At 65.9% G+C, this 22,567-nt stretch carries 23 protein-coding genes; 3 read left to right on the forward strand and 20 right to left on the reverse strand.

Going from position 1 to position 22,567, the window contains the following annotated elements:
• The 7 genes from L0B83_RS00325 to L0B83_RS00355 are packed head-to-tail and all read right to left on the reverse strand — an operon-like array spanning window position 1 to window position 6,321.
• Complete coding sequence (locus tag L0B83_RS00325; protein ID WP_234755958.1) at window positions 1–456, reverse strand: molybdenum cofactor biosynthesis protein MoaE; 456 nt, start codon at window positions 454–456, stop codon at window positions 1–3.
• A complete protein-coding gene (locus tag L0B83_RS00330; RefSeq protein WP_234755960.1) occupies window positions 446–946 on the reverse strand; it encodes a MogA/MoaB family molybdenum cofactor biosynthesis protein in 501 nt (166 codons plus the stop codon). Before L0B83_RS00330 ends, L0B83_RS00325 begins: the two co-directional genes overlap by 11 nt.
• The gene (gene moaC / locus L0B83_RS00335; protein ID WP_372461087.1) at window positions 943–1,509 is read right to left on the reverse strand and encodes a cyclic pyranopterin monophosphate synthase MoaC; all 567 of its coding nucleotides are present in this window, start codon (window positions 1,507–1,509) and stop codon (window positions 943–945) included. The genes L0B83_RS00330 and moaC overlap by 4 nt, the downstream gene beginning before the upstream one ends.
• Entirely contained in the window at window positions 1,497–2,717 is a 1,221-nt protein-coding gene (locus L0B83_RS00340) for a molybdopterin molybdotransferase MoeA (RefSeq protein ID WP_234755962.1), read from the reverse strand. Before L0B83_RS00340 ends, moaC begins: the two co-directional genes overlap by 13 nt.
• Window positions 2,718–2,763: 46 nt before the next feature.
• Window positions 2,764–4,323: a molybdopterin-dependent oxidoreductase gene (locus tag L0B83_RS00345; RefSeq protein WP_234755965.1), complete on the reverse strand. Its 1,560-nt coding sequence runs from the start codon at window positions 4,321–4,323 to the stop codon at window positions 2,764–2,766.
• Window positions 4,320–5,585, reverse strand: coding sequence for a sensor histidine kinase (locus L0B83_RS00350; protein ID WP_234755967.1), 1,266 nt, complete (start codon window positions 5,583–5,585; stop codon window positions 4,320–4,322). Before L0B83_RS00350 ends, L0B83_RS00345 begins: the two co-directional genes overlap by 4 nt.
• Window positions 5,572–6,321: a response regulator transcription factor gene (locus L0B83_RS00355; RefSeq protein WP_234756565.1), complete on the reverse strand. Its 750-nt coding sequence runs from the start codon at window positions 6,319–6,321 to the stop codon at window positions 5,572–5,574. The genes L0B83_RS00350 and L0B83_RS00355 overlap by 14 nt, the downstream gene beginning before the upstream one ends.
• 178 nt (window positions 6,322–6,499) lie before the next feature.
• Here L0B83_RS00355 and moaA point away from each other — a divergent pair, with 178 nt between their 5' ends.
• Both moaA and L0B83_RS00365 read left to right on the forward strand, forming a co-directional pair.
• Window positions 6,500–7,630 carry a GTP 3',8-cyclase MoaA gene (moaA, locus tag L0B83_RS00360; RefSeq protein WP_234755969.1) on the forward strand — a complete coding sequence of 377 codons (1,131 nt, stop codon included), beginning with the start codon at window positions 6,500–6,502 and terminating at the stop codon, window positions 7,628–7,630.
• 4 nt (window positions 7,631–7,634) lie between these two features.
• On the forward strand, window positions 7,635–7,901 hold the full coding sequence (locus tag L0B83_RS00365; protein ID WP_234755971.1) for a MoaD/ThiS family protein: 267 nt from the start codon (window positions 7,635–7,637) through the stop codon (window positions 7,899–7,901).
• 35 nt (window positions 7,902–7,936) lie between these two features.
• Here the strand turns inward: L0B83_RS00365 and L0B83_RS00370 are convergent, their stop codons facing one another.
• The 9 genes from L0B83_RS00370 to truB all read right to left on the reverse strand — a co-directional run bounded on the left by L0B83_RS00370 (window position 7,937) and on the right by truB (window position 16,538).
• Window positions 7,937–8,398 (reverse strand): DUF1579 family protein, encoded by a 462-nt coding sequence (locus L0B83_RS00370; protein WP_234755973.1) that lies wholly within the window; start codon window positions 8,396–8,398, stop codon window positions 7,937–7,939.
• Between the two features lie 82 nt (window positions 8,399–8,480).
• Entirely contained in the window at window positions 8,481–9,824 is a 1,344-nt protein-coding gene (locus L0B83_RS00375; protein ID WP_234755975.1) for a M16 family metallopeptidase, read from the reverse strand.
• Between the two features lie 163 nt (window positions 9,825–9,987).
• Complete coding sequence (locus L0B83_RS00380; RefSeq protein WP_234755977.1) at window positions 9,988–12,240, reverse strand: polyribonucleotide nucleotidyltransferase; 2,253 nt, start codon at window positions 12,238–12,240, stop codon at window positions 9,988–9,990.
• Window positions 12,241–12,492: 252 nt separating this feature from the next.
• Window positions 12,493–12,762, reverse strand: a complete 270-nt coding sequence (gene rpsO, locus L0B83_RS00385) for a 30S ribosomal protein S15 (protein ID WP_028266602.1) — start codon at window positions 12,760–12,762, stop codon at window positions 12,493–12,495.
• Between the two features lie 197 nt (window positions 12,763–12,959).
• Window positions 12,960–13,814, reverse strand: a complete 855-nt coding sequence (gene kynA / locus L0B83_RS00390) for a tryptophan 2,3-dioxygenase (protein ID WP_234755979.1) — start codon at window positions 13,812–13,814, stop codon at window positions 12,960–12,962.
• A gap of 9 nt (window positions 13,815–13,823) precedes the next feature.
• Window positions 13,824–14,807: a bifunctional riboflavin kinase/FAD synthetase gene (locus L0B83_RS00395; protein ID WP_234755981.1), complete on the reverse strand. Its 984-nt coding sequence runs from the start codon at window positions 14,805–14,807 to the stop codon at window positions 13,824–13,826.
• Entirely contained in the window at window positions 14,807–15,259 is a 453-nt protein-coding gene (locus L0B83_RS00400) for a hypothetical protein (protein ID WP_372461090.1), read from the reverse strand. The genes L0B83_RS00395 and L0B83_RS00400 overlap by 1 nt, the downstream gene beginning before the upstream one ends.
• Window positions 15,260–15,261: 2 nt before the next feature.
• On the reverse strand, window positions 15,262–15,615 hold the full coding sequence (locus tag L0B83_RS00405; protein ID WP_234755985.1) for a hypothetical protein: 354 nt from the start codon (window positions 15,613–15,615) through the stop codon (window positions 15,262–15,264).
• A 2-nt stretch (window positions 15,616–15,617) separates the two neighbouring features.
• Window positions 15,618–16,538 (reverse strand): tRNA pseudouridine(55) synthase TruB, encoded by a 921-nt coding sequence (gene truB, locus L0B83_RS00410; protein WP_234755987.1) that lies wholly within the window; start codon window positions 16,536–16,538, stop codon window positions 15,618–15,620.
• 87 nt (window positions 16,539–16,625) lie between these two features.
• On the opposite strand from truB, the gene L0B83_RS00415 reads away from it, so the two are divergent.
• Entirely contained in the window at window positions 16,626–17,780 is a 1,155-nt protein-coding gene (locus L0B83_RS00415) for a pyridoxal phosphate-dependent aminotransferase (protein WP_234755989.1), read from the forward strand.
• 3 nt (window positions 17,781–17,783) lie between these two features.
• Here the strand turns inward: L0B83_RS00415 and L0B83_RS00420 are convergent, their stop codons facing one another.
• From L0B83_RS00420 to L0B83_RS00435, 4 genes are all read right to left on the reverse strand, one after another.
• Window positions 17,784–18,269 (reverse strand): nucleoside deaminase, encoded by a 486-nt coding sequence (locus tag L0B83_RS00420; protein ID WP_234755991.1) that lies wholly within the window; start codon window positions 18,267–18,269, stop codon window positions 17,784–17,786.
• Between the two features lie 35 nt (window positions 18,270–18,304).
• The gene (rbfA, locus tag L0B83_RS00425; RefSeq protein ID WP_234755993.1) at window positions 18,305–18,814 is read right to left on the reverse strand and encodes a 30S ribosome-binding factor RbfA; all 510 of its coding nucleotides are present in this window, start codon (window positions 18,812–18,814) and stop codon (window positions 18,305–18,307) included.
• A 297-nt stretch (window positions 18,815–19,111) separates the two neighbouring features.
• A complete protein-coding gene (infB, locus tag L0B83_RS00430) occupies window positions 19,112–21,952 on the reverse strand; it encodes a translation initiation factor IF-2 (RefSeq protein WP_234755995.1) in 2,841 nt (946 codons plus the stop codon).
• Window positions 21,953–22,104: 152 nt separating this feature from the next.
• Window positions 22,105–22,446 carry a YlxR family protein gene (locus L0B83_RS00435; protein ID WP_234755997.1) on the reverse strand — a complete coding sequence of 114 codons (342 nt, stop codon included), beginning with the start codon at window positions 22,444–22,446 and terminating at the stop codon, window positions 22,105–22,107.
• Window positions 22,447–22,567: the final 121 nt, after the last annotated feature.

Below are 22,567 nucleotides of genomic sequence, written 5' to 3' on the forward strand. Positions count from 1 at the left end.
CTATTCCCCTGCCCCGACCCACTCGACCGTGCCGTCGCTGAAGAACTGTTCCTTCCAGATGGGCACCTGGGCCTTGATCCGGTCGACCAGTTCAGAGCACACCGCGAAAGCCTGCCCGCGGTGCGCGGCGGCCACCGCGCAGACGAGCGCGGGTTCGCCAATCTCAAGTAGGCCGATCCGGTGCGCCGCCCAAATCCGGACCGGCTGGGCTGCCTCCCCCGAGTGCTCCGCCACGAGCCGGGCTACGACGTCGGACATGACCTGGTGCGCGGTGGGGTGCGCGCTGTAGCTGAGCCGGTCGACGGGCTTGCCGCCGTCGTGGTTCCGGACCACGCCGCTGAAGCTGACCACTGCTCCCGCGGTGTCCGATTCCACGGCCGCAATCGCCTGGTCCACGGAAATCGGCTCCGGGCTGAGGACCGCGCTGATGATCTCGAAGTCGGTGTCAATGGCCATGACTTCCCTCCAACTGCTCGCATAGGTGGGCAATGACTGGATCGAGGACGGCAAGGCCGTCCATGACGCCCTTGGGGGAACCGGGCAGGTTCACGATGAAGGTCTTGCCGGCGGTCCCCGCATGGCCCCGGCTCAGCATCGCCATGGGGGTCTTCGCGGCTCCCGCCCGGCGGATGCCCTCCATGAGACCCGGAATTTCACGGTCGAGGAGAGGCAGTGTGACCTCCGGAGTGCGGTCATCGGGGCTCAGCCCGGTACCGCCGCTGGTAATCACGACGGCGGGTTCCTGAGTGAGCAGCGCACGTATGGCCGCACCGACGGGCTCACCGTCCGGCACCACCATGACGGGGAAGGTCTCATAGCCGTGTTCGGCCAGCCAGTCCAGGATTACCGGGCCGGTTTCGTCCCGGTAGATCCCTGCCGCGGCACGGGTGGAAGCAATGACGACGCCGGCCTTCCGTGGACCGCGGTTGGGCTCACAGGCGCTCATGCGCGTCCGCCGTCGCCCTCGGCGCCGGACGCAGGGGCAACGGCCCAATCGCCGCTCTTTCCGCCGCTCTTCGCCAGTACCTGGATGTTGCTGATCACGGCGTGCTTATCCACAGCCTTGATCATGTCGTAGACGCTCAATGCGGCGACGGAGGCAGCAGTCAGGGCTTCCATTTCCACGCCCGTGACGCCTTTGGTCTTGACTGTCGCCATGACGGCTACGGTGTCCCGGCCGAGTTCAAAATCCACCGTGACCTTCGAAATCGGCAGCGGGTGGCACAGCGGGATGAGATCGGGGGTCTTCTTCGCCGCCATGATCCCGGCAACGCGTGCGACGGCGAGGGCATCGCCCTTGGGAAGCTCACCGGCACCAAGCAGGGCGAGGACCTCCACGGTGCTGTGGACCGTGGCGGTGGCCGTGGCCTCGCGCGTGGTCACGGCCTTTCCGGAGACGTCCACCATCTGGGCCGTTCCATCTTGGCGCAAATGCGTGAGGGCGCCGCCATCTTGGCGCAAATGCGTGAGGGCGCCGCCAATGTCTTGAGTGTCATTCACAACATCCATACTTCCACTTCCGCGCCGGCGTCGAGTTCCAAGACGTCCGCGGGCACGTGGACCAGCGCGTTCGAGTTGGCCAAAGCGTGGATGAGGTGTGAACCGGCGCCGCCCTCCAGCCGCACCGTTCCGCCCGGAAGCAGGGTGCCGCGGCGGACCTGGTGCTTGCCCGCGGGCGAGGTCAAGGATTCGGCAAGCCGCGCCCGGAAAGCCGGCCGTGGAGCCGGGCTTCCGACGACGGCGGCGAGCGCCGGGCGAAGGAACATTTCGAATGAGACCAGGCAACTCACCGGGTTGCCGGGAAACCCGAGGAAGGGGACGCCGTCGAACGTTCCGATCCCTTGGGGGCCACCCGGTTGCATGGCAACGGACACGAACTCGACCGCTTGGCCTTCCATCGCCTGCCGGACCACTTCGTAGGCGCCCTTGCTCACTCCCCCGGTGCTGACAATGAGGTCGACGGTCCGGCTTCGGCTGCGGAGGAGTGCCAATAGTTCGGCGGGATCGTCGCTGCTGATGCCGGTCCTCGTGACGTCGAGGCCGGACTGAATCATGGCGGCTTCGAGCAGGGTCCCATTGGAGTCGTAGATCTTGCCTGGCGGCAGGGGCGCACCGGGTTCGACCACTTCATCGCCCGTGGTCACCAGGAGCACCCGCACCGGCGTGCGTACCTCGACGGCGGTCATCCCCAATGCCGCGAGCAGCCCCAATTGCCCGGGCCCCAGGATGGTTCCTGCGCGCAAGGCAACGGTTCCAGCGGCGATGTCGCTGCCGGCGTCGCGGACAAAGGTCCCCGGCCCGGTAGTCGGAAGACGGACGGTTGCTGCCACGCCGGGGGCGGGAAAGACATCAGGCAGTGCCTGTTCGATCGGCACGACGGCGTCGGCACCCTCCGGCATCATGGCACCGGTCATGATCGGGGCTGCGGTGCCGGGCCCAAGCATGGCCGGTGCCGCGCCTGCCGGGACCGGGTCCACGACCGCCAGCTCCGCACCGGCGTCGCTCCCTGCGTAGGGGGCCAAGTCGGCTGAGCGGACGGCAAACCCGTCCATCTGGGAGTTGGCGAACGGCGGCAGGCTGAGCGGAGCCAGGACGTCGTCGGCCAGTACCCTCCCGAGCGTCCCCATCAGCGGCAGCTTTTCGGTGCCTTTCGCGTCCGCGAGGCCGGATAGCAACTCCTGTACGGCTTGGCGGTGCGCTGCGACGGATCGTGCCACGAAAGTTCCTCCCGGATCGGTTCGCTCGGACCTTCACAGCTTAATGTCAGTTGGCGGTGACATGGATGGTGTGGAACCCCGTGGCGCCGTCCGGGGCTACGGGTGTTCGGGCCTCGGGCTGCGGCGTACCGGTGGCATCGGTGGCGCGGACCTGGACTTCGTGGTTCCCGGGGCCCAACTCAAGTGCCAGCTGCCATTGGTACCAGGTGTCCGAGGAGATCCCCGGCGCGAGCTTGGCTTCCTGCCAGCTGCCGCGGTCGACGCGCAACTCGACGCGGGAAACGCCGCGGTGTTGAGCCCAGGCGACACCGCCGAACTGGACCGTTCCGGCCTTGACCGAGCGGCCGTCCCGGGGCACGTCAATGCGGGACTGCGTCTTGATGGGACCGTGATCGCTCCAACCCCGCGGCACCCAGTAGCCCTGGTCATCGGCGAAACGCGTGACCTTCAATTCGGTCAGCCATTTGGTGGCCGAAACATATCCGTAGAGGCCCGGGACGACCATCCGGACGGGGAAGCCGTGCTCCAGCGGCAGGGGTTCGCCGTTCATTCCGACGGCGAGTATCGCGTCCCGATTGTCTGTGAGCGCTTCCAGGGGTGTTCCGGCGGTCCAGCCGTCGGTGCTGCGGGAGAGCACCATGTCAGCCCCGGCCTTGGGTCCGGCCATGGCGAGGAGTTCGCGGACCGGCCAGCCCAGCCAGAGGGCGTTGCCGATCAGGTCTCCGCCGACTTCATTCGACACGCACGCGATGGTCACGTGACGCTCGATCATCGGCTTCGTCAGCAGGGTGGCGAAATCCAAGGTGACTTCGTGTTCCACCATGCCGGTTACCTTGAGGGTCCAGTCCGGTGGATTCACTGCAGGCGGGATCAGCGCGGTGTCGATCCGGTAGAAATCGGGGTTGGGCGTGACGAGCGGCTTCAGTCCGTCCAAGGTAAGGGCTGCGCCGTCGGGAACCTTTTGCGGCGGCGTCACCGGAGCAGGGAGCACCACCGTTCGACGGAAATCGGATGCCACCGTTCCCGCCCTGCGCACGAGCTCCGTGACGATCCCTGCTGCCGCCGCTGCTATCGCGGTTCCACCAAGCAACTGCATAAAGCTCCGGCGCGCCAGCGGCATGCCGCTTGCTTCGGGTACGGGCCGCCAGGTGTCCAGCCGCTGGACGAGGAGCCGAAGGAAAAGCATGGTAACGATCGTGGCCACGACGGGTGCGATTGCCGCTGTGGCCGCGGCCTGGGCACGCGTCAGCACGGCAGCCAGCCCTGCCGCGCCGGCGAGCAAGGCGAGCGCCAGCCCCGCTCCTTTCCGCCGATACTCCAGGAGCCCCGCTACCGCGGCGAGGACCAGGGTCACCAGGGCAATGCTGACGATCAGCGCAAGTTTGTCGGCGGTGCCGAAAAGGCTGACAGCCAGCTCCTTCGCCCAACCCGGCACGGCGTCGATCACCACCCCGCCCAACGCGGTGACGGGCGAGACGGAAGGGCTCAGGAACGCGGCCAACAACTCGCCGGCCGCCACCCCGAGTCCGATGGCCACGACACCGGATGCGGCTGCCCACCGGAGGGCCGTCCTGGTGGTGGCTTTCTTCGAAGTGGTACCGCTCATGGCCTGCCTGCCTGCTTGGCGCTCTCCTGCGGAACGGTGTCCGCGTGAACTGTCTGTGTCGGACGTCCGTCGGCGCGGGACGGTGCGTGTGCACCGGAGGGAAGGCGGAGCGTGAATCGGCAGCCCTCGCCGTCGTTCGCCACCGTGACCGTGCCGCCATGCGCCTTCACGATGCCCGCCACCATGCTGAGCCCAACGCCTGCCCCGCTGTAGCGCGGGGGACCCCCTTCGACTGGCTTTCCCGCTCCCCGGGAACGGTCCTTTTGCCAGCCGGTCTCGAAAACGTGGGCTAGATCCTCCTCGTCGATGCCTCCGCAGCTGTCGACGACGTCGACGACGGCGTCGCTTCCGTCCCGTCCGACGCGGACCATGACCCCGCCGCCGGGCCGGCTGTAGATGACCGCGTTCAGCAGCACGTTCCGGACGGCCCTCCCCAGGCTCGGGCCGTCCGCGACGGCCATGCACTCCCGGTCGCCGCCGCCGTCGAGCCGGATGCCACGTTGGGCTGCGAGGGGGGTGAGATCGGCCAGGGCGTCGCTCACCAGGTCGTAGAGGTCGAGGGATTCCGCGCTCAAGCGGAGCGTTCCCGCCTGGATTTTGGACAGTTCCAAAAGGTCGTTGACCATGACCGCCATCTGGTCCGTCTGGGCGATGATCTTGCGATAGTACGCGGGGATGTCGGACGCCATGCCGTCTTCGAGGGCTTCGGCCATGGCCCGCATGCTGGCCAAGGGGGTGCGGAGGTCATGTGAGATCCACGAGACCAGCTCGCGGCGCGCGGTTTCGACGGCGGCCTCCCGCCGACGGGATTCCTCGAGTTTGATGCTGCTCGCTTCGAGTTCCTGCGCGAGCTGGGCGAGCTCTGAGTTCATTGCCGGCCCGGCCCGCCGCGATCCCGATTGCGGCAGGAACGAGCCATCGAGGGCTTCGCCGCTGCCAAGGCGCCGCGTTGCTGCGACGAGCCGGATGGCGTTGCGGGAAACCCCGGCTCCGAGAACCAGGGAAATCGCGATCGCCACCGCCGAGGCTACCCCGAGGATGTACCACATGACTTCGAGGTCTGTGGCCGAGATGAACATCGCATTGAAGGCGCTCACCATCCCCGCGACGAGAACAGCGACGGTGGCCACCACCACGAGGCAAATCTGGACCAGGATCGACGCGCCGCGCAGGAATCGCAGCAAGGCCAGGGTCAAGGCGCCGATCAGGACCGCCCACAACAGCATCCAGCCCAGGATCGTGAACATTTCAGCTGGCTGCATGTCCATTTTCCTTCGCGTCCTTCGCGTCCTTGGCGTCAAACCGGTAGCCGACGCCCCAGACCGTCTTGAGAAGCACCGGAGTGGTGGGGTTGTCCTCGATCTTTTCGCGCAAGCGACGGACGTGGACGGTCACCGTGGACAAGTCGCCGAAGTCCCAACCCCACACCGCCTTGATGAGATCCTCGCGGCTGAACACCTGATTGGGACGGCGGAGCAGGAACGCCAGCAGATCGAACTCACGCGCCGTCAGCATGAGCGGCTTGCCGTCCTGGAGCACCGTGCGCGAGGCGGGATCCAACTCGAAACCTGCGAGCTCCACGGCCGGCTCCGGGCTGAATTCCCGGATGCTCCGCCGCAAGACGGACTTCACGCGGAGGACCAACTCGCGGGGTGAGAAGGGCTTGGTGACGTAATCGTCCGCTCCGCTTTCCAAGCCCAGGATCCGGTCGTCTTCCGTGCCGAGGGCGGTCACCATGATGATGGGGACGCTCATGGCCAAGCGCAGCCTGCGGCACACTTCCACGCCGTCGAGTCCGGGCAGCATCCGGTCCAGGATGACAAGGTCGGGCCGCCTGGCGGCCGCGAGGCTCAGCGCGGTGAACCCGTCCCCCGCGAGATCCACCTGGAAGCCTGCCTGGACCAAGTAGTCCCGGACGACGTCGGCGATGGTCTGTTCGTCCTCGACCAGCAGAATGCGGCGATTGCCGACGTCGGCCGCGTGCGGGGCGGGCTGCATATTCACACCTTCAGCATAGGTTCGCGACGCGCCGGCGGTACGGGATCCGGACGTCCACGGACCAACCGTATGCATTCCGTAAGAAGTCATGCCTTGCGTTGGTGTCCATGGGCGTGGATCACGATCATGACCGGTGGCCGATATCACGTCCGGGCCCTGCCTGGCGTAGCCTGAACCCATGAGTGTTCAGCTAGGCATGCCGTTGCCCCCAAGGGGCGACGGGACGGGAGGCAGCCTGCCTGCTCCCCCGCCGCGCCCTGCCGGAACTCCATCCGGCCTGTTCGACCGTTACGGGCGCCGGGCTACCGACATGCGCCTGTCCCTAACGGACAAATGCAATCTGCGCTGCACCTACTGCATGCCGGCCGAGGGCCTGGAATGGTTGTCCAAGCAGGCTGTGATGACGGGCGCCGAGATTGTCCGCTTGGTGCGGATCGGCGTCGAACAACTGGGGGTACGCGAACTTCGCCTCACGGGAGGCGAGCCCCTGGTCCGCGCCGATCTGGTGGACATCATTGCGAGCCTCCGGGAGGCGCATCCCGAGCTGCCGATCTCCATGACCACCAATGGGGTCGGGCTGGACAAAATAGCGGCGGCGCTGAAGGAAGCAGGGCTCACCCGCATCAACGTCTCCCTCGACTCCCTGCACGAAGAAACGTTCGCGAAGCTGACCCGCCGGCCTTTCCTGGACAAGGTACTGGCCGGCGTCGATGCTGCCTGGGCCGCGGGGCTGGGCCCGGTCAAGATCAATGCCGTCCTCATGCGCGGAATCAACGACACCGAGTCCCCCGACCTCCTGGCCTGGGCGTTGGAGCGCGGCTATGAACTGCGCTTCATCGAGCAAATGCCGCTGGACGCCGATCACGGCTGGACCCGGAAGGACATGATCACCGCAGCCGAGATCCGCGAACTGCTTTCACCCGACTTCGCGCTGAGCCCGGACCCGCGCGAACGCGACGGCGCACCGGCAGAGCGGTTTGAAGTACGACGCCGGGACCAGGCATCCGGGGAAGCGAAGGGTCCGCTCCTGGGCACCGTCGGCATCATCGCCTCGGTCACCGAACCGTTCTGTTCAGATTGCCGGCGCACAAGGATCACCGCCGAAGGCAAGATCATGAGCTGCTTGTTCTCCCGCGAAGAATTCGACCTGCTCGGCTTGCTTCGGGAGGGAGCGGGCGATCAGGAACTCGCCCGACGCTGGCAGGACGCCATGTGGATCAAACCCAAAGCACACGGCATGGACCACACCGGCCTCGGCACCCCCGACTTCGTCCAGCCGGACCGCAGCATGAGCGCGATCGGAGGCTAAGACTTTGCTCGTCAGATACTTCGCTGCAGCGCGCGCCGCGGCAGGCGTCGAAGAGGAACGCCACGATCTCCCGGACGGAACCAGCCTGGACGGACTGATCGCGGCCGTGCTCGCCGTCGAACGTCCGGAATCACCGGCCGGCACGCCGCCCCTGGCCCGGATCATCCAGCGCAGCAGCTTCCTGCGCAACGAGATAGCGGTCCGCGACCATTCGGCCGCTCTCGGTGCGGACGACGTCGTCGACGTCCTCCCGCCGTTTGCCGGGGGCTGAGCCGGCCACGCTGTGGGTGCTGGACGCGCCGAGTGTCAGACGCGCCTGCAGACGGAGACCATGAACGGGCTGAACGCCGGGGCATCCCCGAGCCTCAGTTCCGCGGTGTGGGTCAGCAAGCCGCCCTCCACTTTGAAGGTGTGGCGCGCGGTCCCGCGAGGGCTGCGCCGCTCAAACCTCAGTGTGCCGTCTTGCCAATCACCCCGGGCCGGAGCTTCCGGTGGCCGGCCCATGCTGTCCACGTAGTACCAGAGGGTGTCCCCGTGGTCCGGGTCAACGGCAAAGACGCCGTGCCCCTCGAAGTGGCTGCCGTCGGGCTCAATGTGCCGGTAGCTCTGTACCAAGGCGTAGCCGCCCGCCGCGCGTGAGAAGGTCATCTCGGCGTCGGCGGTCCGGGCCGGTCCCCACGGCGAGGCCGCGAGCTCGGTAGTCCCCCGCCAATGGCCAAGGAACGCCTCCAAGGCAGTGTGTGCATGACTCTTCGATGGCTCGTTCATGGCGACACCCGCTCGATCGGGAACACGATGGATATGTCACCATCATGTTCCCGATCCAGTGGGCGCGTCCAGCCTCCCCCCGCTAGAGCTCGAAGGTCTCGGTTTCCTCGAAGGGCCCGACGACGGTCACGGTGCGGGGCGCCGCGGCGAGCACCCGGGCAAGTTCCTGGACCTGTTCTGCCGTGACGGCTTTGATGCGTTCCAGCGTTTCGTCAATGTCCTGGAACTCCCCGGACACGAGCTCGGCGCGGCCGAGGCGGGACATCCGGGAACCAGTGTCTTCGAGGGCCAGGACGATCCCGCCGCACAACTGTCCCACGGCCTTGCGCAGTTCCTCGTCCGTGATGCCGTCGGCGGCGAGCTTGTCCAGTTCGGCGCCGAGGAGTTCCAGGACCTGCTTGACCTTCGATGGCGTGCAGCCAGCGTACATGCCGAAGTAGCCGGCGTCAGCATAGGCCGAGGCGAAGGAATAGGTGGAATAGACGAGGCCCCTCTTTTCCCGGATCTCCTGGAAGAGCCGTGAGGACATGCCGCCGCCAAGGACCGCGTTCAGCACGCTCATCACGAAGCGCCGATCGTCGGTGGCCACGATCGAGGGGCAGCCCATGATGATGTTGGCCTGTTCCACGGGACGCTTGATCACGTGCAGCCCCGCGGTACCCGTGATGTCCGCCGGTTCGGTGGTGCGGCGCTCGACGGGAGCGGCATTGTCCTTCAGCTCCCACCCTGCCGTCCGCAAGGCCTCGAGCACGAGGCGGCACACGACGTCGTGGTCCAGGCCGCCCGCGGCCGTGATGACGATTTCGTCCGGCCGGTAGTAGCGCTGGTAATGTGCCCACACGGAATCGCGGGATACGGCCCTGATAGCGGCAGGGGTGCCGCCGATCGGTCGTCCGAGCGGATGCACACCGAGGACCGCGGCGACGAAGTTTTCATGTGCGACGTCGGTGGGGTCATCGCTGTCCATCGCGATTTCCTCAAGGATGACGTCGCGTTCCTGTTCAAGTTCCGCAGGGTCCAGCACGGCACCGGTGATCATGTCGGCAATGACATCGATGGCCATCGGAAGATCGGTGTCCAGCACGCGGGCAAAGTAGCACGTGCTTTCCTTCGCGGTGGCCGCGTTCGATTCACCACCGACTTCGTCGAACGCAGAAGCGATCTCCAAGGCTGTGCGTCGTTTGGTGCCTTTGAACAGGAGGTGCTCAAGGAAGTGGGTGGAGCCGTGCTGGCCTTCCGCCTCGTCACGGGAACCGACGCCCACCCAGAATCCAATGGTTGCCGAACGCTGCCCGGGCATGGCCTCTGTGAGCACCCGGACGCCGCCCGGCAGCACCGAACGCCGGACAACGGCGCCGCCGTCGACACCATGGATCAAGTCGCCGCCGGGCACGGTCTGCGCCAGCGGGAGGGGTACGACAGTCATCAAGACCTTTCAGTTCTGCGGGACATCTGGTGCCAAATCTGGCTGCAATCGTACCAGCGGGCAGATCGCCCATTGGGCGGGAGCCCAATGGGCACATGGCTGTTAAACCGGGCAGGACCGGTGGACATGTCCACCGGTCCTGCCGCGTGCTTGCCGGTTCAGGCTACTCGGCGGAAACCTCAGCCGATTCGGCGGAAGCTTCCTCGGAGGCTGCGCCTTCTTCCTCGGCGACAACCGGGGAGAGGGAGAGCTTACCGCGGTCGTCGATCTTGGTGATCTCGACCTGGATCTTCTGGCCCACGGAGACGACGTCGTCGACGTTGTCCACGCGCTTGCCGCTGGCGAGCTTGCGCAGCTCGGAGATGTGCAGCAGGCCGTCCTTGCCCGGGGTCAGGGAAACAAACGCACCGAAGGTGGTGGTCTTGACGACCGTGCCCAGGTAACGCTCACCGATTTCCGGGACCTGCGGGTTGGCGATGGCGTTGATCGCGGCGCGGGCAGCTTCAGCGGACGGACCGTTGGTCGCGCCGATGTAGACCGTGCCGTCGTCCTCGATGGAGATGTCGGCGCCGGTGTCTTCCTGGATCTGGTTGATCATCTTGCCCTTCGGGCCAATGACTTCACCGATCTTGTCAACGGGGATGTTGACGGCGATCACGCGCGGTGCGAACTCGGAGAGCTCGTACGGGGTGTCGATTGCGGCGTTGATGACATCCAGGATGTGCAGGCGGGCTTCGCGGGCCTGCTTCAACGCTGCGGCAAGGACCGATGCGGGGATGCCGTCGAGCTTGGTGTCCAGCTGGATGGCCGTGACGAACTCGGACGTACCGGCGACCTTGAAGTCCATGTCGCCGAAGGCGTCTTCGGCGCCGAGGATGTCGGTGAGGGCAGCGTAACGGGTCTGGCCGTCAACCTGGTCGGAGACCAGGCCCATGGCGATACCGGCAACAGCGGCCTTCAGCGGCACGCCTGCGTTGAGCAGGGACAGCGTGGAGGCACAGACGGAACCCATCGACGTCGAACCGTTGGATCCAAGGGCTTCGGATACCTGGCGGATGGCGTACGGGAATTCCTCGCGGGACGGAAGCACCGGAACGAGGGCGCGCTCGGCGAGTGCACCGTGGCCGATTTCGCGTCGCTTCGGGGAGCCGACGCGGCCGGTTTCACCAGTGGAGTACGGCGGGAAGTTGTAGTTGTGCATGTAGCGCTTGCGCGTGACGGGAGACAGCGAGTCGATCTGCTGTTCCATCTTGAGCATGTTCAGCGTGGTGACACCCATGATCTGGGTTTCGCCGCGCTCGAAGATGGCGGAACCGTGAACGCGGGGCAGGACCTCGACCTCGGCGGTCAGCTGGCGGATGTCCGTCAGGCCACGGCCGTCGATGCGGATCTGGTCCTTGAGGATGCGCTGGCGGACAACCTGCTTGGTCAAGGAGCGGAAGGCTGCGGAGAGTTCCTTCTCGCGGCCCTCGAACTCGCCGGCGAGGGCGCCCAGGACTTCGTCCTTGAGCTCGTCGGAGGCGTTGTCGCGGTCCTGCTTGTCGGCGATCTGGAAGACGGCGGCAAGCTTCTCGGCAGCGGCGGCTTCAACAGCGGCGTAAGCGTCGTCCTGGTAGTCCAGGAAGAGGGGGAATTCAACCGTAGGCTTGGCGGCGCGGGCGGCCAGGTCGGCCTGGGCCTCGCACAGGGCCTTGATGAACGGCTTGGCGGCCTCGAGGCCTTCGGAAACGACCTCTTCGGTAGGAGCGGTGGCGCCCTGTTCCTTGATGAGGTTCCAGGAGTTGTCCGTGGCTTCGGCTTCGACCATCATGATGGCGACGTCGTCGCCCGCGATGCGGCCGGCAACAACCATGTTGAAGACGGCGTTCTCGAGCTGGGAGTGCTTCGGGAAAGCAACCCATTCGGTGCCCTGTTCGTCGGCGATGAGGGCAACGCGGACGCCGCCGATCGGGCCGGAGAACGGGAGTCCGGAGAGCTGGGTGGACATGGACGAGGCGTTGATGGCCACGACGTCGTAGAGCTCGTCCGGGTTGATCGCCAGGACGGTGACGACGATCTGGACCTCGTTGCGCAGGCCCTTGACGAACGCGGGGCGCAGGGGGCGGTCCATGAGGCGGCAAGCCAGGATGGCTTCGGTGGACGGGCGGCCTTCACGGCGGAAGAACGAGCCCGGGATGCGGCCGGCGGCGTACATGCGCTCTTCGACGTCGACGGTCAGCGGGAAGAAGTCGAAGCCTTCGCGCGGGGACTTGCCGGCCGTGGTTGCGGACAGCAGTGCGGTGTCTTCGTCGATGTAGACCATCGCTGCGCCTGCTGCCTGCTTGGCGAGGCGGCCGGTTTCGAACCGGATGACACGCTTGCCGAAGCGGCCGTTGTCGATGATGGCTTCTGAGAACTGGATTTCGGGACCCTCCATTGAGAGTCACCTCCGTTTCTTGTTTAGCGGAAGTCCAGCCGCATCGACCCAGGCCAGCGTCTGTTCCTGGCCTGTACGACACCCGGTCATCGATCGAGACCCACGGGCCGGGCCTTCGTCAGAGAAGGCTTCCCGGGGATCACTACCGAGGACCGCGAATGCGCGATGCGGTTGAGCTCCTATTGCGTGTTGGATTTAGTTATGGAGAAAAGGCGGCCCGTTCCGCGGAGGATCGGGCCGCCCGAAGTCAAACTAGCGGCGCAGGCCGAGGCGCTCGATGAGCGCACGGTAGCGGGCAATGTCAGTCTTCTTGAGGTAGCCCAGCATGCGCTTGCGACGACCAACCATGGCCAGCAGACCGCGCTGGGTGTGGAAGTCGTGCTTGTGCTCCTTCATGTGCTCAGTCAGATCCTTGATCCGCTGGGTCAGGACTGCAATCTGGACCTCCGGCGAACCAGTGTCGCCCTTGGACGTTGCGTATGCCTCGATGATGGACTGCTTAACAGCGGCTTCAAGTGCCACATGAACTCCTAGAGTTGTGCCGTGCGTCCCGATTCAGCGCTTCGCTGCCGGGTTGTAATGCGACGGTGACCGCACACAAAACAGGTCCAGCCGCCACGGACTGCAGCCGGATCCTCCCCCAGTTTACCGGCAGCCCGGCAATCTTGTCGAAAGCTGCCGTGTGACCCTGATCAAACCTGATCAAAGCCAGCCCCGCTTCATTGTCCGATTTCGGTCCGCACTGCGAAAAGCTCCGGGAAGAAGGTCAAGTCAAGGGCCTTCTTGAGGAACGAAACACCGCTCGAGCCTCCGGTTCCGGTCTTCATGCCGATGGTCCGCTGCACCGTGCGGAGGTGCCGGAAGCGCCACAATTGGAAGTTGTCCTCCAAGTCCACCAGCTCCTCGCACGCTTCGTAGGCCGCCCAGTTGTCTGCGGCATGTTCGTAGATGTGCTTGAAAAGAGGCAGGAGTTCCGGGGCGAACTCATGGGCCTGGGTGACGTCCCGGTCCAGGACGGACCGGGGCACCTCGTAGCCATGGCGGTTCAGGTAGGCCAGGAATTCGTCATAGATGCTCGGAGCGTCAAGGAGCTCCTGCAGCATGGCCAGGGACTCCGGATCCGATGCGAATACCGGCAGCATCTTGGCGTTCTTGTTGCCGAGGATGAACTCGACCGCGCGGTACTGGGCCGACTGGAAGCCCGAGGCATTGCCCAGAAAGCCACGGAACTGGGAGTACTCGGTGGGGGTGAGCGTGGCGAGCACCGACCACTGCTCGGTGAGGGTCTTTTGGATGTGCTTGACCCGGGCGATGGCCTTGAGCGCGGAGCCGAGGTCGTCCTCAGCCAGCCATGTGGCCGCGCTGCGGAGTTCGTGCAGGACCAGCTTCAGCCAGAGCTCGGTGGTCTGGTGCTGGATGATGAACAGCAGCTCGTCGTGGTGTTCAGGCTGGCTGACGGGTTGCTGGGCGCTGAGCAGCAAGGGCAGTTGAAGGTAGGAGCCGTAGCTCATGCGTGAGCTGAAGTCCTTGACGATGCCTTCGTCGAGTGGCCGGGTGTTCTTCTCAACGCTCACGGCGCGGGCCTACTTGTCCAGCAGCAGATGGCGGGCCTGGACGACGTCCAGCCGCATCTGTTCCACAAGCGCCTCGGGTCCGCGGTAGGCCACCATTCCCCGCAGCCGCGCGGTAAATTCCACCACAACGGTCTGGCCGTAGAGGTTGAAGTCCTCCACCGCTTCCTCGGGCCGGTCGATCACGTGCGCTTCCACCTGGCGGCTGACGCCGTCGAACGTGGGGTTGGAACCCACTGAAATCGCGGCCGGCCAGCGGGTTCCTGACTCGTCCACGAGCCAGCCGGCGTAGATTCCGTCCGCGGGCACGTAGCCCGTGGCGCGGTGATCGAGGTTGGCCGTGGGAAAGCCTAGGGCGCGGCCGCGCGCAGCCCCATGGACCACTTCCCCGCGCATCCGGTGCGGGCGGCCGAGGACGGCGGCCGCCGTCTCGACGTCGCCCTCCGCCAAGGCCTCGCGCACCCAAGTGGAGGAGCAGCGGCGGTCCGTGCCGCCGTCGGCATGCACTGGAAAGCCTTCGGCGCCGAACTCGTTGACCACGTGGACGCCGAACCCCAATTCCTTGCCCAATTCCTGCATGGTGCCGACGTCGCCCGAATTTCCAACGCCGAAGCGGAGGTCGTGTCCTACCACGACGTGTGCCGCATGGAGCCCGTCCAGCAGGACCTTGACGACGAATTCCTCCGGCGTCATGGCGGCCAAGGCGAGGTTGTACTTCATGACGAGCACTGCGTCCACGCCCGTGTCGGCCAAGGCATCAAGTTTGTCCTGCAGTCCCATGAGGAGCTCCGGTGCGGAGTCCGGCCGGTGGACCAGGGCCGGATGCGGGTCGAACGTCACGACGACGGACCGCGCGCCGTGCTGCCCTGCGGTACGCAAGAGTTGCGTCAGCACTTGCTGGTGTCCGCGGTGGACGCCGTCAAAGTTGCCGATGGTAACGACGCTCGGACCGAAATCCTCGGGGACCTCGGTGGGATCGTTCCAGATGTGGACCATCAACCTCGCCTTTCCCGGGCCGGACGACGTCGGTAGAGCCACAGCAGTCCCAGGACCGGCAGGATCAACGGCACAAAGCCGTATCCACGTCCGAACAGGGACCACACCGTGTCGTGCGGGAAGGCCACTGGATCGAAAAGGCTCACGGCCCCAACCACCAGGACGCCCACCATCTCGACCAGGACGGCCGCGAGCGACACCTTGAACCATGTACGGCCCGGTTTCGCGAGGGAGATGGTGGCCACGATGTACACCAAGGCGGCGAAGGCTGACAGGATGTGCGCCAAGGGAGCATCCGCGAACTTGGTGGCGATCTGGTAGCCGGCGCGTGCCGTGGCCGAGATCGCGAAAACCGCGTAGACGGCGATCAGCAGCCTCCCGGGCCCGGTGTTGCGGGTGTCCGGGCTCTTCTTGCCGGTGGTCTCAACAGTCACTTCGTGTGCTTCTTCCAAGGTCAGTACCAGATCTGGTTCATGCGGGCCGCCATGACCAACGCGGTGACGCCCACGGCGCCCATGACGAAATTGCTCCAACGGGTCCGCTCCAGGATGGACCAGTACACCGCGGCGATGGGGATGATCAGCGCGGTGATGATGTAGCCCCAGAATTCCCAAGGCTCCCCTGCGATCTTTTCACCCATCGCCACGCGGACGATAGACCCCACCAAATAAACCAGAAGGACGAGTTCGACGGCGGCCACGGACAGTATCGTCACGTCGTTGGGGGTCTTCTTCATAATGCCCGCCACGACGCAGATGATGGTCGACAGCAGGCCTACGATCAGGACGGCGTAAAAGTATCCGTCCATGGCTAGTGCGCCTGCTTTTCGTTGTCGGGGGCGAATACCAGGACAGGTTTGGCGAAACTGCCCGCATCGGCCAACAGTGCCACCAACTCGCCTGACGGAGAGAACGCGGCGGCCGGGTTCTCGGCGGTGGCGGCGTGGGCCGTCCCTGCGCCCGGTCCTGCCGCGATCCTGCGGCCAAAGGAGATCTCGGTGGTTTCTGCTTCGCTCAGTTCCCGGTTGGGCATGAGTGCCCGGGCGGCGGCGGACATGTCGAGGACTTCAAGGTCCTCGGCGAGCTGCTCGAGTGTGCGGGCCTGCTCCAGGGAATACGGCCCCACATGGGTGCGGCGAAGTGCCGTGAGATGGCCGCCGACGCCGAGCGCCTCGCCAAGGTCGCGTGCAAGTGCACGGATGTACGTCCCGGAGGAGCATTCGACGGTCACATCGATGTCTACCACCCTGCCGCCGTCGACCCTCCGGATGGCGTGGATCTCGAAACGGTGGATGGTTACCGGCCGGGCGGCGAGCTTGACCTCTTGCCCGGAACGGACGCGCGCGTAGGACCGTTCTCCGTTGACCTTGATGGCGCTGACGCTGCTGGGAACCTGCTGGATCTCCCCGCTGAGCCGGGCGACGCCGGCACGGATGGCGTCCTCGGTGACTCCGGCGGCGCTGCGGCTTTCGGTGACGTCACCTTCGGCATCGTCCGTGATGGTTGCTTCGCCGAGCCGGATCGTGGCGGAGTATGTCTTGGAGGTGCCGACAATGTAGGTCAGCAGCCTTGTGGCTTTGTTGATGCCGAGCACGAGCACTCCCGTGGCCATGGGGTCCAAGGTCCCCGCGTGGCCTACTTTCCGGGTACCGGCCAGCCGCCGCATCCGTCCAACCACATCGTGGCTGGTCCATCCTTGCGGCTTGTCAACGATCACCAGTCCAGAAAGCACGCCTCCCAGTATATCCGCGCCGGGGCATGGATCCTGCGGCCCGCGGCTTCCCCGGACAAGCCCGGGACCGCGGCTAAGATGGCTCCCATGCCTGAGCTTGCCGCACACGTCCGCGAAGTGCCCGTCAACCAGATCCGCGAGATTACCGAAGCGGCGTGGAGCACTCCCGGGGCGATTGTCCTGAGCATCGGCGAGCCCGGCTTCGCGTTGCCCCGACACATCCTGGACGCGGGGATCGCGTGCCTGGACAGGGACGAGACCAACTACACCCCCAACGCCGGGATCCCGGCCTTGCGTGAGGCCTTTGCCGAACGCTTCCGCGCCCACAACCGGGTGGACCTCGGGCCGGAGCGCGTGTATGTCGTGGACGGAGCCCAGCAAGGACTGCACTTCGCGATGAGCCTGCTCCTCTCCCCCGGAGACGAGATCCTGATCCCCAATCCGGGCTACCCGACATTTGCCATGACGAGCCATCTGCTGCACGCCGTTCCCGTGCGGTATCCGCTCTACCCCGAGCACGGGTTCCAGCCCCGCATCGAGGACATCGAGGCCCTGATCACGCCCAGCACCAAGGTCCTGGTCCTGAATTCGCCGTCCAATCCCCTGGGCGCGGTGATCGGCGAAGAAACAACGCGCGAGCTCGTGGAACTGGCCGTCAAACACGATCTGTGGATCATTTCGGATGAATGCTACGAAGCCTTCACGTTCGACGTTCCGCATACGAGTCCCGCCCGCTTCGACAGCTCTGTCCCCGGCGAAGCGCGCGTTTTCACGTCCCTCACCTTGTCCAAGACGTACGGGTTGACAGGACTGCGCATCGGTGCGCTGATTTGCCCGCCGGGCCTGGAGCGGAAAATGAACAACGTCATGGAAGCGATCGTTTCCTGCGTGGCGTCGCCTTCCCAGTACGCGGCCGTCGCTGCGCTGACCGGCCCGCAGGACTATGTGGACGCCGCACGGGAGCATTACCGTTCCAACCGCGACGCCGCCTCGGCCGTGCTTGCCGGGAAGGGCATTCCGTACCTCGGTGCCCAGGGCGCTTTCTATCTTTGGGCGGATGTCTCGCACGTGAGCGGCGGGGACGTGCGTGCCTGGGTGCGCACCTTCTTGGCGGAATCCGGAGTAGCAGTGGCACCGGGGACCGCTTTCGGTTCCATTGGCGAAGGCTGGATCAGGATCGCCTTGTGCGGTGACCAGCAGCAGCTGCTCGACGGCGTCGGGCGGCTTCCGGCACGGCGGTAGGCCTCAGTACCGGGTCCGGTTCTTGTGCCCGCGCCAGGCGTCGAAAGGAGCCTCGGCCGCGGCAACCTCCGTATGGTGGACGGGCAGCAGTTCGGGCCTGCTGCCACCGAAGTATTCGTAGAACACGGCATCGTCGAAGCCGGCGGCCGCGGCACCGTGCCGGTCCGCGGCAAAGTAGACGCGGCTGACCCGGCCCCAGAGGGCGGCCGAGAGGCACAAAGGGCACGGTTCGCAGCTTGAGTAGAGCACGGAGCCACTGAGGTCGAAGCTTCCCAGTTCCGACGCGGCCCGCCGGATGGCCACCACTTCGGCGTGCGCGGTGGGATCGTTGTCGCGGGTGACCCGGTTCACCCCGTCGTGGAGCCGTCCGTCCGGGGTGACCACGACGGCGCCGAAAGGGCCGCCGCCGTCGGCCACGTTTTGCACCGCGAGCCGCAGGGCGTGTTCAAGGTAGTCTTCGGGACTCAGAGCTGCATCGTGCGCCGCCATGCTCCGATCTTAGCGACGGAGCACCATTTTTCGGACTACTTGCCGCCGTCTTCGTCGATGTCTTCATCGGCGCGCAGGTCGATGTCCTCTTCGTCAAAATCGTCTTCGTCGATGTCGCCGTCATGTGCGGCGTCGCTCTTGTACGGGTCCGCGTCGCCCGCGTGCTTGGCGCCGGCGGCCAACGCGGCCACCTCGGCGTCGCGCTGCCTGGCGACGCGCAAGAGTTCCTCAAGGTTTGAGGCGTTCACCGGAATAAGGTCGGCGACGAATTCCAAGGTGGGAGTCAGCCGCACAGTAATGTTGCGGCCCACTTCCTGGCGCAAAACACCCTTGGCCTTCTCCAGCGCCTTGGCAGCATCGGCGTGCGCGGCTTCGTCACCGAAGACCGTGTAGTACACAGTCGCGTGCTGAAGGTCGTTGGTCACCCGGGCATCCGTAATGGTGATGCCCTCAACCCGCGGATCCTTGATCCGCCGGCCCAGTGCCTCAGCAACAACAACCTTAATCCGCTGCGCCAACTTGGCAGCACGTGCCGGATCAGCCATTTCTACTCCTAATAAAAATTGCGTACGACGGCGATACAAACCAGCGCACTTAAGTCCAAAAATGCCGCTGCCGAAAAGACAGGAAGCGACCGAACGGCGAGATCCCCACGGAGGCCCGCGGAGCCGATATGGGGGCCCGGGAGTGGCATCGGGCCTGCCGGAGCTGGGTGGCAAAGGATCGCAGATCCTTTGCCACCCAGCGAAGGGGCGGGGCCCCCATATCGGCGGAGCGGGCCGGACTGGCCCGGCCTGCAGAACGGACCGGCGCCGCCCGAAAGCAGCACCGGCCCAGCAGCCTTAGCCGCGCGGCTTCTCGCGCATCTCGAAGGTCTCGATGATGTCACCTTCGGCGATGTCGTTGTACGAGCCAAGACCGATACCACACTCGAAGTCCGTGCGGACCTCGGTTGCGTCGTCCTTGAAGCGCTTGAGCGTCTCAACGGTGAGGTTGTCACCGATGACCTTGCCATCGCGGCTGACGCGTGCCTTCGAGTTACGGCGGATGATGCCCGAGCGCACGATGGAACCGGCGATGTTTCCGAACTTGGAAGAACGGAAGACTTCGCGGACCTCGGCGGTACCGAGCTGGACTTCCTCGTACTCCGGCTTGAGCATGCCCTTGAGGGCCAGCTCGATGTCGTCGATTGCCGAGTAGATGACCGAGTAGAAGCGCATGTCCACGCCTTCACGATCGGCCAGTTCAGCCACGCGCTCGGCGGGCTTGACGTTGAAGCCGATGATGATGGCGTTGTCCACCGTGGCGAGGTTGACGTCGTTCTGCGTGATGGCACCCACACCGCGGTGGATGACGCGCAGCTGAACGTCTTCATCGCCGACGTCGATCTTGAGCAGGGCGTCTTCGAGGGCTTCGACCGCACCGGAAACGTCACCCTTGAGGATGAGGTTGAGGGTGTCGATCTTGCCTTCGGCCACAGCCTTGTCGAAGTCCTCGAGGCTGATGCGCTTGCGGCGCTTGGCCAGTGCCGCGTTGCGGTCGGCTGCCTCGCGCTTTTCAGCGATCTGGCGGGCCGTACGCTCGTCCGAGGTCACCAGGAAGGTGTCGCCTGCACGCGGTACGTTGGACAGGCCCAGGACCTGGACCGGACGGGACGGGAGCGCGACGTCGAGGGCGTTGCCGTCCTCGTCGAACATGGCACGGACGCGGCCGTGGGCCGTACCGGCCACGATCGTGTCACCAACCGCCAGGGTACCGGATTGGACCAGGACGGTGGCCACGGAACCGCGGCCCTTGTCCAGGTTCGCTTCGATGGCGATGCCTCGAGCGTCCTTGTCCGGGTTGGCACGCAGGTCCAGCGCCGCGTCTGCGGTCAGCAGGACGGCGTCGATCAGTTCGTCGATGTTGAGGTTCTGGCGGGCAGAAACCTCAACGAACATGGTGTCGCCACCGTATTCTTCGGGAACCAGACCGTATTCGGTGAGCTGGCCCTTGACCTTGTCCGGGTTGGCACCTTCCTTGTCGATCTTGTTGACCGCGACGACGATCGGCACGTTGGCCGCCTGTGCGTGGTTGAGTGCTTCCACCGTCTGCGGCATGACGCCGTCGTCGGCTGCGACAACCAGGATGGCGATGTCGGTGACCTTGGCACCACGTGCACGCATGGCGGTGAACGCCTCGTGACCCGGGGTGTCAATGAAGGTGATGTCGCGCGGCGTGCCTTCGTGGATGTGGCTGATCTGGTAGGCACCGATGTGCTGCGTGATGCCGCCGTGTTCGCCGGCAACCACGTTGGTCTTCCGGATGGCGTCGAGCAAACGGGTCTTACCGTGGTCAACGTGACCCATGACAGTGACAACCGGCGGGCGCGGTTCGAGGACGTCGTCGCCTTCTGCTTCGAGTTCGGCATCGAGGTCGATGTCGAAGGAGTCGAGGAGTTCGCGCTCTTCGTCTTCGGGCGAGACAACCTGGACCTTGTAGCCGAGTTCCTCACCGAGCAGGCCGAAGGTGTCTTCGTCCAGCGACTGGGTAGCCGTTGCCATTTCGCCAAGGTGGAACAGCACGGTGACCAGGGCAGCGGGGTTGGCCTCGATCTTGTCGGCGAAGTCCGTGATGGACGAGCCGCGGCGGAGCCGGACGATGGTGTTGCCGTCGCCGCGGGGTACCGATACGCCACCCAGCGACGGAGCACTCATCTGCTCCAGTTCCTGGCGCTTTGCGCGCTTGGACTTGCGCTGCTTGCCGCGTCCTGCGCCACCCTTGCCGAAGGCACCCTGGGTGCCGCCGCGTCCGCGGCCGCCCTTGCCGAAACCACCGCCGGCGGGAGCTCCGCCACCGGTGCCTGCGCCGGGAGCGCCGCCCGGACGGCCGGGGCCGCCACCGGGACGGCCTGCGCCGCCCGGACGGCCTGCGCCACCGGGAGCGGGACGCTCGGTGCGGTTGGGCATCATGCCCGGGCTGGGACGGTTTCCTGCGGGGCCACCTCCCGGACGCGGAGCGCCCGGACGGGGAGCGCCGGGGCGCGGAGCACCCGGACGCGGACCACCGGAACCGGCGGCGGGGCGGGGACCGCCTGCGCCGGCCGCGGGACGCGGGCCGCCGGGACGTTCACCGTCAGTGCGGCCACCCGAACGCGGCATGCCCTGCGAAGTCGCGAAGGGGTTGTTGCCCGGACGGGGAGGACGCTCGCCGTCGCCACGGCCGCGGGGCATGCCCTGCGAGGTCGCGAACGGGTTGTTGCCCGGGCGGGGACCGCCGGGCCGCGGTGCCTGGCTGCCCGGACGTGCGGGGGCAGGGGCTTCGGCCTTGGGGGCCGGGCGGGCGCCCGGCTTGGCGGAAACAGGGTTCGCCGGCGCAGCCGAAACGGGTGCTGCTGCCGCAGGCGCTGCCGGGGCAGGGGTCTCAGCCTTGGGGGCGGGAACCGGAGCCTTGGGTGCAGCCGGGCCGGGAGCCGGGCGGGATGCCGCGGGAGCAGCGGGTGCCGTCGGTGCTGCGGCGCGGGGCGCTGCCGCCTTTGCGGCGCCGGCGCCCGGGTAGGCGTCGCGAAGCTTCTTCACGACCGGCGCCTCAATGGTTGACGAAGCGGAGCGAACGAATTCGCCCAATTCCTGCAGCTTTGTTACTGCATCTTTGGAAGTAATACCGAGCTCTTTCGCGAGCTCATGTACGCGGACCTTGGCCACATTTCTCCTGTCTCGGTCCGCACCGAGCCAGGCACGAACCGTCTAATTCTTACTGCGGGCCCCTGCCGCGAACGCGGCGGACGGGCCCTGTGCAGAGCGCAACAAAGTTGTCATCGTTGCGCACTCATCGCTGGGAACTCATCGGGTTTCCATCAGTTTTCTGACCCGCTTTCAGGTTTGGACGGTTTTCCTGCTTTCACGGACGTGTCCGCAGGGGGTATGACTGCCGTCAGATAGCTTTCGACGGCGGTAACTTCGCTTGCGCCCGCGAGGGCCCTTGCGAAAGCACGCCGTTTGCTTGCCAGCGCCAGGCATGTGGTGCTGGGGTGCAGCCACGCACCCCGGCCAGCCATCCGGCGTCGTTCATCCACCAGGACGACGGGAGACCCGCCGCCTTCGGCGACAAGCCGGATCAACTCGCTCCGCTTGCCCTGTTTCCGGCATCCGATGCAGGTGCGCACAGGCTGGTGCCTGGAATGAAGCAGTTCAGTCACTGGGTGTATCAACCTGCCTCAGTGTCATTACCTGTCTTCTGCGGTTCTGCTTTGTTCGGCGCCCGCCCTCGACCGGCCGGGAGTTGCCCAACAAGCCGCGAGCACGCCAAAGCGCACGGAT

The organism is Arthrobacter alkaliphilus, assembly GCF_021483235.1.
Classification (GTDB): domain Bacteria; phylum Actinomycetota; class Actinomycetes; order Actinomycetales; family Micrococcaceae; genus Arthrobacter; species Arthrobacter alkaliphilus.